This is a genomic window from Vibrio sp. OPT18 (assembly GCF_015163615.1).
Lineage (GTDB): Bacteria > Pseudomonadota > Gammaproteobacteria > Enterobacterales > Vibrionaceae > Vibrio > Vibrio coralliirubri.
The window spans coordinates 15,797-29,395 of sequence record NZ_JADDYK010000020.1 but is presented as its reverse complement, the minus strand read 5'-3'; the positions used below and the strand labels follow the sequence as shown (position 1 = coordinate 29,395).

Here is a 13,599-nt window from a genome sequence, read left to right as displayed (position 1 = left end):
TCTTCACTTCAGGGAAAGTCATCGATTCAAAGTAAAGCTCATTGAGCCTCTGGTCGCGAATAGCTACGCCAGTACTCACACTTTTCAAATCCAACAAGATGGCAAATTGACCCGCTTCGGTAAGACCTCCAGATAAAGGCTTGATGGATGCGGGCTCAACAACAAACTGCTTCTTGATGGTTGCGAACGTGATATTCGATAAATTGGGGTCTAACGTGTAGCCCGTTTCCGCGAAAGATTGAGCGGAGATAACGGTGCATAGGAGGCCGAGTGTAGAGATTAGTTTTTTCATAAGTTGTCACCACATTGATGAATTCACAAGTTTAACGCTCTCGAGTCGTGCATTTTTGGAGATCTTTATTTGAACTAAAGATAAATTAGAAAAAGATAGATAGAAGCTTAGTTCAGCACTCATCAAATTACCTGACGAAGGTAGAGCATCGCCATATTATTGGAACCATGATCGGCAAAGTTACTTGTGCAAATTTAGTTATGTTATAACATAACTAAAAGTCACTATTACTGTGAACGACGTTTGCAGTATCAAAAGAGAAACGATAAGCATGCATCAAGGAGATGACGTAATGAATGCCGTGTTAACCAAGCCTTTGATAACGAATAGCAATCAGCCACTTAACATTAGTTCCGTTGTGAGTATCAAGGATCAGGCGAATCATAAGCCTGGACTTAGCGCTTCTGAGCAGCCAACGGTATTAGCGGATATCTACCAAAGTGATATTAATATAGTGGTATGGCAGCGACAGTTTAATGAAGATTTAACTATGGCAATTAGTGAATTCATCGCCTCGAATCCTAGCTTCAGTAAGTCTGTTAGCGTGTCACCTGATAATGCTTTCGATAAGTTGGAATTTGCTACCGATGGCACCGCCTCTAAAGCGCTATTAGAAAACATGGCAGAGCTGGTGGATATGTTTTGTTGTTTGTTCGAGCTTGAAGAAGTCGGGTTGCGTTTAGCCGTTCTGAATAAAGCGATGTGCCCACGTTTCCATTTTGATCAAGTGCCTTGCCGCTTGGTGACAACTTATCATGGCGTTGCGACTCAATGGTTGCCAAACGACTTAGTCGACCGTTCTAAGCTAGGGCGAGGGGCTAACGGACAGCCAGATTCAGAGTCCGGCTTATACAATCATGAGTCAGATATCCAACAACTGTCGAGTGGTGAAGTGGCATTACTAAAAGGGGAGCGCTGGAGTGGCAACGAAAATGCGGGTCTTGTGCACCGTTCTCCAGTTACTTCATCTGACGAAACACGCTTGCTGTTAACGTTGGACTTTGGTTGATTAACTTTTGACTATTTAGCCCGCGACCTACTTTTTTCAAACCTTCAATACATTTAAATACCTTACTAATGAGCAAACGGCATGGCGCGATCTGTGCCGTTATTACTCTCAAACAGAGAAACTCATCAGCTGACCTTGTTTAGCACATTAATACAAAATTTAGAGTTTACCATTCTCTAAATCAATGGGTTACGATGCGTGCACTTACTCACATATATCAATATTTCAGTTCCTCATCGGTTTCTTAATTTATTTTAAAGCGTAAAATATATCCCGCTTGCAAACCGCTTTGGCAACCAATTTGTTCGCCACGGTTTTTTACTTCCACATTATAGGTTTCCTATGTTCAAGAAACTCTCGCTTAAAAATAAACTGGCGATTTCAGCCAGTATGGCCATTATCCTGGGGGGGATTTTGGTCGAGGCATTGTCTTTTCGTGCTTCACTGCAACGGTTGGATACAGAAGTTGAACAGCGCTTAGAAGGTGCATCGGCTTCTTACAATCAATATGTATCGGATTGGATCTTATCCAAAGAGCGTGCGCTTACTTCTCTTTCGAAAGAATCCAAACAAGAAAGCTTGGTGACTCACCTAAAACAGGTTCGTGATTCAGCCTCTTTTGATAATGTCTTCTTGGCGTTTCCTGACGGTTCGCAAAAGAACGCGAATGGAGTTGTTCTTCCGCCGGGCAATGATGATCCTCGTTTGTGGGGTTGGTACACCAATGCGGTTGCGAACCCAAGTAAGGTGTTCATGGATAACCCAACGGTTGCAGCTGCAACTGGAGCGAATGTTGTGTCGCTGGGTACTGCCATGCAATTACATGGTCAACAGGTTGTGTTAGGTGCGGATGTTGAAATTACCGACATTCTTAATAGCCTAGAGCAAGTGATTCTTCCAGGTGAAGGTTACATGTTCATCGCGACCAATAAAGGCACGGTTTATACGCACCCTGACACCAAGTTACTGAACAAAAATATCAGCTCACTTGGGTTAGATTTTGCGGATGTACAAAAGGCGCTGACTAGCGGTAAAGACACTTCTATCGAGTTGAACGGCAGCGACTATGTTTTGTACGCACGTGCGATTGATGGAACGAGCCTGATTACTGTGAGTGTTGTTAACCATGATTCATTGGTTGCGCCACTATTTGATGCAGTGATTGGTCAAGTGTTGGTGACGCTACTTGTGGTGATCGTATGTACCATACTGTTTAACCTGTTGTGTACGATTCTATTCCGTCCGTTGAACCACGTATCTCAAGCACTGGCGCAAATCGCGAATGGTAGCGGTGATTTAACTCAACGCATTCATGTTGATAACCAAGATGAAGTGGGCGAGTTGGCTCATAACTTCAATACCTTTGTTGGAAGCTTACAGCAGTTGATTGGCCATATCCGTGGGCAGTCAGAGCAGCTAAACAGCCAGTCAGAGCAAAGTGCTCAGCGTGCGAACCGTTCTGTGGATGAGCTTAATCATCAGCAGCAAGAAATCACTATGGTTGCGACGGCTGTAACTGAAATGGCGAGCGCAACGCAAGAGATCGCATCGCATGCCGAGCAAACAGCAAAAGCGGCGCAAGATTCAGCGACAAGCACTAACAGCGGTCACGCACTGGTTGTCGACACCAAAGGTTCAATCAATAACCTAGCTAATGAAGTGAACGAAGCGGGTAGTGTGATTAGCGAACTTAACAAGCATGCTCAAGAGATCTCGACGGTATTGGCAACGATTCAAGGCATTGCAGAGCAAACCAACTTACTTGCTTTGAACGCTGCAATTGAGGCGGCTCGTGCTGGTGAACAAGGTCGTGGCTTTGCTGTGGTTGCTGATGAAGTACGTGTACTTTCACAGCGCACTCATTCTTCAACGGAAGAGATCAAATCAACGATTGATATCCTGCAACGCACGACAGCGCAAGCGGTTGAGCTGATGGAAAGCAGTTCTAAACTGGCAATACATTCCGTAGAAGATGCCGACAGAGCTTCGCATGCGCTTGAAGAGATCAACTCGGCGGTAGCTTTGATCAGTGATATGGCGACTCAAATCGCGACGGCTGCTGAAGAGCAAACACACGTGACGGGCGAAATTACCCAAAACATTACGACCATTAAAGATGTTACTGACCACTTGGTTGTGGGCGCTCAGGACAGCTTAACTGAGTCAAATGAACTTAAAAGCCAAGCCGCGGGTTTAAGCGACAAAGTGGCCACTTTTAAGCTTGCTTAACGGTCTCGTTTTCTGATGCCTGATCAGTGAATGAACAGTAAGCAATAAGCCAAAGCGACGTAGATTACGTCGCTTTTTTTGTATTTGTGAGTCATCGAACTCTTCATTAATCAGTTTCTGAAAACTCTTTCAGCGCACTCATTGCAGCTTCTGCTTTGTCTTTTTGAACGAAGATGTGGTCGTGATAGTAGCCTGCAACAACGTTAGCGCTAATGCCGTATGAGCCAAGTTTTGTCGCAAACGCCGCCGTTAATCCAACCGCTTCAAGGCTCGAATGTACCGATAAAGTGATAAGGCTAAATACAGCGTCGAAGTCTAGCTGAGCTTTGGTTGCAACGTCTTCTTCAAGAACTAGAGTTAAACCTTCTTTCTCACGAAAAGTCGAGATTGGGTTGAGCTGAACATAGTCTGCTAACGCTCCGTCGACAGTGCAAAAAACATAATTCCCGTCGATTAATTCTGGTGACATGGATTTCAGTAGGAGGTCTAGGTCGGTAATGGCAGTCATAGTCAGTTTCCCTGCGTTAATAAGCTAATTGATGATGTATGCAGTCACGATAGAAGTAACTGGCAGTTAAGTAAAATTAATGATTTTAATTTTGCATCAGTTTTACTAATGGCAAGTTTTCCTCTTTATTGATGGCATCGTACTTCTACCAACTTGTCGATTGTTCCATCTCACTTGATAGATGATCAATAAAGGCCCTTAACAGCGGAGTTATCTGCTTACGCGTTCCATAAATAGCATGAACACCGAGCGTTTTAGGTTTCCATTCGGAGAGCAGAGGAACCAAAAATCCGTTTTGAATTAAGCCTTCCACCGAAGGAAAGGGTAGTAAGCAGATACCGTTGCCTTTGAGTGTGGCAGAAAGCAAAACCTCTGAGGTGTTTGCACTGATGTTCCCTTTGATCGGCACTGATTCCAATCCATTGGGGCCATTGAACGTCCAAGCGGTTTTGCCAAAGTAACTGAACGATAAACAGTTGTGGTGCGCTAGATCTTGGGCTTCTGTGGGTGTGCCGTTCTCTTTTAGATATTGAGGCGATGCGCAAATCACGGAGCGGCATTCCCCGATCTGTTTCGCGACAATATTGGGCGTCAGTTCGTTGGTTATGCGAATGGCTAAATCAATGTGTGACTCAACCAGATTTACGGTCTGATCAGTCGAGATAATGTCGATAGAAACCTCTGGCCATTTGGCGATGAAACGACTAATTGATTCCATCAAGAAGCTATCGACAATCGAGTAGCTCGCAGTTATACGCAGCTGACCTTTTAAATGCTCTCGGTTTTGGTTTCTGATGCCAGCTAGGGATGCTTCCAGTGTCAAAAGTTCTCTGGCGACCTCAAGTGTTTCCTTACCTGCGCTGGTTAAACTTAAGCTTCGTGTTGTTCTGTGAAGCAAGCGTGTATCCATCCATGTTTCTAACTCACCCAAATAACGAGTGACCTTGGTTCGTGAGAGATCAAGGTGCTCTGCCGCTGCGCTCAAGCTGCCACGTTCCACTATGGTGACAAAGACATTCATTGCCTCGAGTTTATCCATTATTTTATTGCCTAGAGAATTAAACCGACCTCAGTATATGTCCGAAAACTGCAACAGTTAAAGTCAATTTGATGTCTATTTCATCTAAAAACAATCAAATAAGATATTTGGACATTCAGCGAGTTGACAGGTGTTCAACTCCAAATATCGGAATAAAGCCATGAATACGTTATCGAAAAACCTGTTATCAAAAAGCATGCTTTTAGGAACCATAAGCCTAGGAACGGCGCTGGCATCAAGTGTTGCTTTATCTGCGGATCTGAATATCACTCACTATAACCCCGGCGAGAACGCGATATTCCCCGCCAGCTCGGTATTGGTCTCGGGTGAGAAAGAAGTGATCTTATTTGACGCACAATTCAGTGTGGCTGATGGGCAAAAGCTAGTGGAGCAAATCAAAGCCACAGGCAAAAAATTATCGATGATTTACATCAGTAGCGGCGACCCAGACTACTACTTTGGTTTGGAACCGATAGTTTCGGCATTTCCTAACGTCAAGGTCGTAGCCAGTGAAGCGGTTGTCGCACATATCAAACGCACCAAAGATGCGAAGCTCGAATACTGGGGGCCTATATTAGAAGACAATGCGCCCTCTAAGGTGATTGTTCCAACGGTGATGAACGGCTCAACATTAAGCATCGAAGATGAAACCATCGAAGTGAAAGAGATAAATACACACCAAGCTTACCTTTGGGTTCCGTCTGAAAAGACTGTATTTGGTGGCGTGTCGGTGTATAGCGGTGTGCATGTATGGATGGCAGATGCCGCATCGAAAGAGATTCGTAGCCAGTGGTCACAATCGTTAGAGCGTATGAAAGCACTTGAGCCAGAGGTTGTAATTCCGGGTCACTATTTAGGTGAAATGCCAACAGGGATAAATGCAGTTCAGTTCACGCAGGATTATGTGGCTGATATTGAAAAAGCATTGGCGAGCAAAAGTAATCCAACATCGGTTGAGATCAGTGATTATATGAAGAAAGCCTACCCGAAATTTAAGGTAACGGAAGGTGATTTAGAACTTGGTGCGAAAGTGCTTAGCGGCGAGATGGTTTGGCACTAGAGTTGATTATATCGGTTGTGTCGCAGAACAGTCTAAAGATTGTATGCTAGATTTATTGGTGATACACAACTGGAGATATCGATGATCTGGCTTTCAGTGAAAGTACTACAGATTGGACTTGTCTATGGATACAGGAAGTATCAAAAAACGAAAAGAGCTCCAGCTTAGGGGCTCTTTTTTTGTTTCGGAGAGACGATTTTCTATTTCAAGTGGGAAAGAAAATCTGCATTTGCCCGGTTTACTGTTAGTAGCCAGATTAGCCTAGTAGCCAAATCAGCCCTGCAACTCAATATCACCAATAAGCGAAAGTATGTTGAAAATAGAACCCATTACTCCTCACATCGGCGCTCGTATTCACGAACTAGAGCTTTCTACATGCAGTGCTGATGAACTTGATAAGGTGTATCAAGCGCTTCTAACCCATCAAGTGATCTTTCTCGATGGGCAGACTTTGTCTCCAGAACAACACTTGATGATTGCAGAACGCTTTGGAACGTTAGAACCTGCACATCCTTTCTTCCCTCGTGTGGAAAGTGCGCCCCAGGTGAGTGTGATTGAAACAACCCGTGGCAATGCGCCAATGGAAAGTTATTGGCATACCGACTTAACGTGGCGCAGCTTGCCGTCGAAAGCTTCCCTGTTGCATGCTCAACACATTCCAAGCGTCGGTGGTGACACGATCTGGTGTTCTATGACGGCGGTTTTTGAATCTCTAAATGAAGATATGAAAGCTAAGTTGAGAGGCTTATCGGCGACTCATTCTCTGGTGGCCTTTGAAGGTATAGAGTCAGAAGACATTGAGCTCGATTGGCACAAATCCTTAATCAAAACAGCACAGGAGAATCCGCCAGTGGTTCACTCTGTTGTTCAAGTTCATCCTGAAACGGGTAAAGAAACGCTCTATATCAATGAACAGTTTACGCGTTATATCAATGAGCTCGACCGCAAAGAGAGTGATGTTTTACTCAGCCAACTGTTTGAAATTGCGAGACGCCCTGAGTTTCAAGTTCGTTTCAAATGGGACTACGGCTCAATGGCAATCTGGGATAACAGGGTAACGCAACATTACGCAGTGATAGATTACGGCGATACTCCAAGAAAAATGCATCGAGTAACAGTGACATAACAGTAAGTAAGAGGGGGAATTGGTGTAGGCGCTAGCGGACAAGTCTCAGGAACTCAGGTTTAGTGTTTGAATTAAAGTATAAAACTGAGACTTTATTCATCTAAGCTTAATAATAAAAACAAATCCGTTGGTTATTTGATTGAAACCCCACAGCTCGGACGTGATGTGTAATATAATCGGCGCCAAAATATAAGTATAAAAACCAAATCATAGAATTAATAAACGTCAGGGCTTAGAGAACAAAGTATTTCGTATGAACGCGATTCGTAAAGTTTACCAGTACGCAGAACCAAACCTTACTCTCGTAGGTTGGATGGGCTTTGTCGGCTTTCCAATTTACTACATTGTGTGGGAGTTTTTGTTTCCGCAGCCCTACGAAAACCTAGCGCTTCGATTGTTTTGCTCGGTATTGTTCTTTGGCATTATATTTCGTAATCGTGTCCCATTTGAATGGCGAAAATACCTTCCGGCTTATTATCAAGTTGCTGTAACTATCTGTTTGCCAGGTTTCTTCTTTTACATGCTGCTAATGAATAATTGGTCCAACGTTTGGGTTATGTCATTCATGTCGGCTATTTTCCTCCATATTTTATTGGTGCACGTGACGAGAGTGATGTTTGCACAAACCTTTGCCGGTATTGGGGTTGCTACCTTGTGTGCTTGGATTACACAAGGCTTCTACCTCGAACTCACAATGGATTGGACGCATGTGCCAATCTTTTTGTTTATCTACTTATTCGGCAACTTGTTCTACTTCCGCAATCAGGTGGAACATGAAAACAAGGTGTCATTGGCGAAGTCTTTTGGTGCGGGTATTGCCCATGAGATGCGAAACCCTCTAAGCGGGTTACTTACCTCTATTGATGTTATGCAGTCTATATTGCCTAACCCTAAAAGTGGCGATCAAAAAGGGCAATATGCGTTAAGCAATGAAGAAGTGATTCAGTTGCGCGAAGTGGGCGATGAAGCGATGGAGATCATTCATTCCGGTAACGAAACGATTGATCTGTTACTGACTTCAATTGATGAAAACCGAGTCTCTCGCTCTACGTTTAAGAAGCATTCAGCGCAAGCCGTGGTTGAGGATGCGATAGACAGCTTCAATTACAAGCGCACTGCTGATAAGTCAGCAATCTCCATGGATGTACAGAGTAACTTTGATTTCTTGGGCAGCGACACCTTGCTGAAATACGTCATGTATAACCTGTTCAAGAATGCGTTCCATCATCGTAGCCCTGAAGATTTTCATATTCATGTCACCATGTTCAGTGATGAAGTGACGAACCAGATAATGGTGACGGATAACGGCTCTGGCATTTCGAGCGATATCATTCGTCGTATTTTCCAAGACTTTTACACCACAGGTCAGTCGGGTAATTACGGTTTAGGTTTGCCATTTTGTCAGAAGGTCATGCGCTCGTTTGGTGGTGAGATTAAATGCCAGTCTGAAGTGGATCAATGGACACAGTTCACAATGATTTTCCCATCTTTGACTTCCAATTCGGTAGAGGAAATCAAGAGCGAACTGACTAAACTCAAGACGGTGCTGATGATCAGTGATCAGACAGTGCTTTCCAGTAAAATGACTGAAATATCTCGCTTTATGGGTTTTGACCTAGAGATTTTGGATGTGGCATCAGCACTTCAGAATAAGGAATATCAGTTTGAGTTCGACTTGATTTTCGTTGATATGGAGAGCTTGGATTTAAGAGCCAATTGCCTCGATAAGATTGAATCGTTACTTTCGTTCACTGAGGCGCGAATCATTTACTTGTATGAGCGTCATCCTATCAAGCGTGTGCGTAACATCTCTTTTGAGCCTATTTGGGTGGAAACACAGGTCTGGCTACTGAATACTAAAGCGACTATCGATCGTTTGCTGTTTGACTCCAACTATGTGATGCCATCGGTTGCTGTAAAACCGCTAGAGGTCACCACTAAACGTACCATTATGGTGGTCGATGACAACGAGTCTTTGCGTCGATTTACTGCAATGTTATTGGAAAAACAGGGCTTTGATGTTGTGCAGAAAGAAGACGGCCAACAAGCCTTAGATGCGCTTGATACTGACGATATCGACTTGATCTTAATGGATATTGAAATGCCAATCATGGACGGTGTTGAAGCTTCACGCCGTATTCGAAGTGCCGACAAAGAATACTCTTCGGTACCGATTATTGCTCACACGGGTGACAGTTCTCCCGTTACCTTGGAAAAGATGGAATCATCAGGCATGTCGGACTTTATTGTTAAACCAGCGGACAAGAACCGACTATTCGATAAAATTGCTCACTGGATTTAGTGGATGTAATCGTCTGAAGTTCACGGGAATTGGGTAGACATAAATACAAGAAAGAGCTCAGCGAATTGCTGGGCTCTTTTTGTATCGCGACATGATAGCGTCCATTCAGTCCTGCCGTTGGTGTTGGTTATAAATATGGTTCGAAAAAGGTTACACGAACTCTAACTCGGGGTGATGGTACGCTTCGTGACAAACCGTGAGCACATGGTCAATGTCTCTTGGCGTCATATCGGCATTCACTGAAAAACGGATGATGTTTTTGTTCTTGCCAGTCGCAGGGCGGCAGAATACCGCACCGAACACATCACGCTGTTCTAGGAAGTCACGTACACGTTCAGTGTTTCTTTCATTGCCGCACTCTAGCGCTACAATTTGAGACTCACTGCGGATGTTAAAGCCAATTCGTTTTAGACCCGTAGTCAGCGATTTAGCCCGATTGAATAAGGCTTCTCGTTTGTCTTCCGCACCTTTGATCACCTCTAACGTTTTCTCTAAACGAACCACTTCTTGTGGTAACACCGTCGAGCTAAAAATCGCAGGGTACGCGACAAACGGCAAGGTTCTAGACAGTTGTTTAGGACCAAGGATTGCCCCGGCGCGGTAAGCAAAGGTTTTTGCCAAGCTAACGGTGATGAAGTCGACTTGGTTGGTGAGCCCCAATGCTTGAACTAAGCCTGCACCATTCTCTCCATGTGTACCCAATGAATGGGATTCATCAACGACGACCGCACAATCAAACTCTTGCGCCATTTCGTAGATGTCGCGCAGTGGGGCGATGGTGCCGATTGTGCTGTAAACCGAGTCGACAACAATGATGCCTGAGCCGTGGCGCTCTAACTGTTTACGTAAGTGATTCATATTGTTATGCATAAACGGGTGGGCAACTGCGCCGGCAGCGCGGATTCCTTCCCAGAGTGACATGTGTGCAAGGAAATCAATATACACAGGTGTCTCCGGTGGGCAGATGGTTTGCAATAGCCCAATATTGGCCGCCCAGCCTGATTGAGAAAGCAAACAGCTCTCCATTCCAACATATTTCGCAAGCTCAGTTTCGAACGCAGGTTTAGACTGCTCATCTTGTAAGAAAATGGCAGACATCACCACGTTGTCATCGTGCTCACAGATCGCAGCTTGATGGGCTTGTTGGATCTGTTTGTTGTGTGACAGCGCTAGGTAATCATTGCTCTGCATCACAACGGCACTGCGCTGGGGGCGTTTACCCAATACCAAATGCTTTTGGCTTTGGTTCTGGGTAATCAGGTCTTGAATATAGAAGTTCAAGCGTTCTTCGATAAAGGAAGGTAGTGGTTTGTTTTTTGTTTTATCACTCATAATAGTTCTCTTCAAATACAGGAAAACGCCAGCGCTGACGGCTGTATATTGACGATAAAAAGTGATGTGTCATTAGCCAAGTTGCATAAATTTGTGGGTGCTTGCAAACTCAGCATTTAAGGGTTTTGAGGCGAGTGGGTTTCCTTACGGTTCGGGGCTTTAACCGAATCAAGATAGGAATAATAGCCTTCTTTTTTATGACAAAAGGCTATTAAAATTCGGTGTTCGAAAGGCTTTTAAAAAAGCTGATTTTGAAAGGCTACGGGCTGTTAGCTGTTAGCTGTGAATGTGGATAAGCTCAATTAAGGCATCCAATTGCTGCTTAGTTTCACCCTCTAACGAATACCCAATATTGAGGCGTAAGCAATTGCTGTAAAGGTCGAGAGTGCTGAATAGGTGTCCAAGCCTAATATCAATGTTCTGGTCGGCAATTGCCCGAGCAAAGGTTGATTGGTTCAAGTTTGGGATTTGCAGCCAAAGCACCATGCCACCTTGTGGATTACTTATCTTCACATCTTGAGGAAGATGCTGAGTTAAATAACTTAGGTATTGCTGGCGCAAAGACAAGATCTGAGAGCATCTTCTTCTCACGTGTTTAGCGTATTGGCCAGATTCAATAAAGTCAGCAACCGCAAGTTGAGTAGGCAGGGCAATGCCATAGCTCGCAGCAGAGAACTGAGCCTTGTATTCATTGATAAACCTGCCCGGCAAGCACCATCCCAAACGGTAACTCGGTGACAAGCTTTTCGATACCGAACCACACCATAAGACATATCCGCCTTTGTCGTAGTACTTCGCTGGGAGTGGTGTGTGTGAGGAGTAAGACAGTTCAAGATACACATCATCTTCAATGATCGGGACTCGATATTGATTCGCTAATTCGGCAAGCTTCTGTTTTTGACTTGCCGACATATTGATTCCCTGAGGGTTCATATGAGAAGTACAAAAGATCGCGGCATCGACTCGCTTGTTCTTCAAATGCGCTTCCAGTTGTTGCAAGTCGACACCATCATCGAGCGATGGGATTTCTATGATCTGGCGTGACATCTTTCCGAGCAACTCTAGAATTCCATTGAAACAAGGAGAGCTAATCGCAATGGTGTCGCCTTCTTTGGTACACGATTCAAGTGCAGCTTTAATCGCCGACATACAGCCAGCGGTGATCACCATCTCTTCAGGTGAAAAGTGCACATCGAGCTTGGCAAAGTGAGTGGATAATGCCTGTCGCAACATAGGCTCACCTTGTGTATCTGGGTAATGGTTGAGCCTACTTCCCATCCGTTTAATAGCGCGACGAAAACTTCGTTCCAATTCAACGATCGACTGCTCATCATTGGTGGTGCTCGAAACCCCTAAAGGTCCGTTGATTGAGTTGTGGGTAGAAGAGGTTTGCTTAACACTCGATATCTTACTCTCAAACTGTGCCCACTCAGGCGTTGAGTGAGACGGCTTGTGAGGCGAGACAAAATACCCCGCTTGCGGTCGAGAATGGATCCAGCCTTGTGATTCCAGTTCTTGGTAACAGCTCACCACGGTCGACATGCTGATGGCTTGTTGTTTGGCCAATTGACGTAGCGAAGGCATGCGTCCGCCTTCCGGTCTTTTGCCTGTTTCTATCTCATCGATAAACTGATTGGCTAGCTTTCTGTAGATACTCATTGTCACGACCGTCATTAACTGTACTGGTTTTTATTGTAAAAATTGTATCTGTACTGGTTTTATTGTTCAAGGGATACTCATTCAAAACAAAGGAGGGGTCAGTATGAAAAGAAATGATTTGTTGTTAGCGGTATTCGTCATGGCGATTTGGGGATTCAACTTCTCGATGATCAAAATGGGTGTGACTAATGTTCATCCGTTGTTGGCAACCGCCGCGCGTTTCTCGCTAGCGGTAATTCCAGTGATATTTTTTGTAGCGAGACCTAATGTCGCTTGGCGTTACTTAGTCAGTTATGGCTTTGTGTTCGGTGTGGGAATTTGGGGTATGGCTTCATGGTCGATCACCGCTGGTTTATCGTCTGGGCTTTCATCTGTCTTGCTTTCAACCAACGTATTAATCGGCATGGCGGTTGGCGTGTGGGTGTTCAAGGAGAGTGCTTCTATTCGTAAATTATTGGGTGCGATGCTAGCTATGTGTGCGTTGGCGGTATTGGTATCTGCAGCAACGGGCAATGTCACCGTTAATGGCGTGATCTTGATTATGATTGCGGCGTGCAGTTGGACTTTGATGGGCGTGATTGTTAAGGCATCGAAAACCACTCAAGCTTTTGCGTTCAATGTCTGGGGGATGCTGTTTGCTCCAGTGCCATTAGTGTTATTTGCCGTGATGTTACACGGTGACCAAATTATCTGGCAGGGCATCGAACAATGGGATTGGAACACGACGATTGCGGTGCTGTTTCAAGCTTACCCAACCACGCTATTTGGTTATTGGGTATGGAATAAGCTGCTAATCCAATACCCTTTAAGTACGACCGCGCCGTTAACCTTGTTAGTGCCTATCTTCGCATTGATAAGTGGTTACTTTATGTATGACGAGGTGCTGTCTGTCGCTCAGGTTGTTGCATCAATACTGTTTCTTGTCGGGATTGGTTTGATTGTGAAACCTGCGAATGCATCGAATACCAAAGCGACACAAACACTTGCCGAGCAAAAGTGATTGAAGAAAACTGATATTGCATGAGCAGCTTTGAATGATAAAT

General features: G+C 44.5%; 10 protein-coding genes and 1 pseudogene. 6 read left to right on the top strand and 5 right to left on the bottom strand.

The genetic code is table 11. From position 1 onward, the window contains the following. A pseudogene (locus IQQ51_RS26565) lies at positions 1–292 on the bottom strand (YceI family protein); the annotation flags it as partial. A 292-nt stretch (positions 293–584) separates the two neighbouring features. Between IQQ51_RS26565 and IQQ51_RS02355 the strand changes: the two are divergent. Together IQQ51_RS02355 and IQQ51_RS02350 are read left to right on the top strand one after the other, a co-directional pair. Then, the gene (locus IQQ51_RS02355) at positions 585–1,301 is read left to right on the top strand and encodes a DUF1826 domain-containing protein (RefSeq protein WP_193840266.1); all 717 of its coding nucleotides are present in this window, start codon (positions 585–587) and stop codon (positions 1,299–1,301) included. A 342-nt stretch (positions 1,302–1,643) separates the two neighbouring features. Beyond that, positions 1,644–3,530: a methyl-accepting chemotaxis protein gene (locus IQQ51_RS02350; protein WP_193840247.1), complete on the top strand. Its 1,887-nt coding sequence runs from the start codon at positions 1,644–1,646 to the stop codon at positions 3,528–3,530. A 106-nt stretch (positions 3,531–3,636) separates the two neighbouring features. Here the strand turns inward: IQQ51_RS02350 and IQQ51_RS02345 are convergent, their stop codons facing one another. Both IQQ51_RS02345 and IQQ51_RS02340 read right to left on the bottom strand, forming a co-directional pair. After that, entirely contained in the window at positions 3,637–4,038 is a 402-nt protein-coding gene (locus IQQ51_RS02345) for an ACT domain-containing protein (protein ID WP_017070811.1), read from the bottom strand. A 145-nt stretch (positions 4,039–4,183) separates the two neighbouring features. Then, positions 4,184–5,077, bottom strand: a complete 894-nt coding sequence (locus tag IQQ51_RS02340) for a LysR family transcriptional regulator (protein WP_193840246.1) — start codon at positions 5,075–5,077, stop codon at positions 4,184–4,186. 160 nt (positions 5,078–5,237) lie between these two features. Between IQQ51_RS02340 and IQQ51_RS02335 the strand changes: the two genes are divergently transcribed. From IQQ51_RS02335 to IQQ51_RS02325, 3 genes are all read left to right on the top strand, one after another. After that, the gene (locus IQQ51_RS02335) at positions 5,238–6,137 is read left to right on the top strand and encodes a Vmh family MBL fold metallo-hydrolase (protein WP_193840245.1); all 900 of its coding nucleotides are present in this window, start codon (positions 5,238–5,240) and stop codon (positions 6,135–6,137) included. A gap of 310 nt (positions 6,138–6,447) precedes the next feature. After that, positions 6,448–7,263 carry a TauD/TfdA dioxygenase family protein gene (locus IQQ51_RS02330; protein WP_193840244.1) on the top strand — a complete coding sequence of 272 codons (816 nt, stop codon included), beginning with the start codon at positions 6,448–6,450 and terminating at the stop codon, positions 7,261–7,263. A 253-nt stretch (positions 7,264–7,516) separates the two neighbouring features. Then, positions 7,517–9,565 carry a response regulator gene (locus IQQ51_RS02325; protein ID WP_193840243.1) on the top strand — a complete coding sequence of 683 codons (2,049 nt, stop codon included), beginning with the start codon at positions 7,517–7,519 and terminating at the stop codon, positions 9,563–9,565. Between the two features lie 150 nt (positions 9,566–9,715). Here IQQ51_RS02325 and cqsA read toward each other — a convergent pair whose 3' ends face one another. Then, entirely contained in the window at positions 9,716–10,897 is a 1,182-nt protein-coding gene (gene cqsA, locus IQQ51_RS02320) for an alpha-hydroxyketone-type quorum-sensing autoinducer synthase (RefSeq protein WP_193840242.1), read from the bottom strand. Positions 10,898–11,173: 276 nt separating this feature from the next. Continuing rightward, positions 11,174–12,556: a PLP-dependent aminotransferase family protein gene (locus tag IQQ51_RS02315; protein ID WP_050650081.1), complete on the bottom strand. Its 1,383-nt coding sequence runs from the start codon at positions 12,554–12,556 to the stop codon at positions 11,174–11,176. Between the two features lie 103 nt (positions 12,557–12,659). On the opposite strand from IQQ51_RS02315, the gene IQQ51_RS02310 reads away from it, so the two are divergent. After that, complete coding sequence (locus tag IQQ51_RS02310) at positions 12,660–13,556, top strand: EamA family transporter (protein WP_193840241.1); 897 nt, start codon at positions 12,660–12,662, stop codon at positions 13,554–13,556. Positions 13,557–13,599 lie beyond the last annotated feature (43 nt).

Coding starts and splice junctions, on each gene's coding strand:
- IQQ51_RS02310 (WP_193840241.1), top strand. CDS start 12,660: ATGAAAAGAAATGATTTGTTGTTAGCGGTATTCGTCATGGCGATTTGG.
- IQQ51_RS02355 (WP_193840266.1), top strand. CDS start 585: ATGAATGCCGTGTTAACCAAGCCTTTGATAACGAATAGCAATCAGCCA.
- IQQ51_RS02315 (WP_050650081.1), bottom strand. CDS start 12,556: ATGAGTATCTACAGAAAGCTAGCCAATCAGTTTATCGATGAGATAGAA.
- IQQ51_RS02340 (WP_193840246.1), bottom strand. CDS start 5,077: ATGGATAAACTCGAGGCAATGAATGTCTTTGTCACCATAGTGGAACGT.
- IQQ51_RS02325 (WP_193840243.1), top strand. CDS start 7,517: ATGAACGCGATTCGTAAAGTTTACCAGTACGCAGAACCAAACCTTACT.
- IQQ51_RS02350 (WP_193840247.1), top strand. CDS start 1,644: ATGTTCAAGAAACTCTCGCTTAAAAATAAACTGGCGATTTCAGCCAGT.
- IQQ51_RS02345 (WP_017070811.1), bottom strand. CDS start 4,038: ATGACTGCCATTACCGACCTAGACCTCCTACTGAAATCCATGTCACCA.
- IQQ51_RS02330 (WP_193840244.1), top strand. CDS start 6,448: ATGTTGAAAATAGAACCCATTACTCCTCACATCGGCGCTCGTATTCAC.
- cqsA (WP_193840242.1), bottom strand. CDS start 10,897: ATGAGTGATAAAACAAAAAACAAACCACTACCTTCCTTTATCGAAGAA.
- IQQ51_RS02335 (WP_193840245.1), top strand. CDS start 5,238: ATGAATACGTTATCGAAAAACCTGTTATCAAAAAGCATGCTTTTAGGA.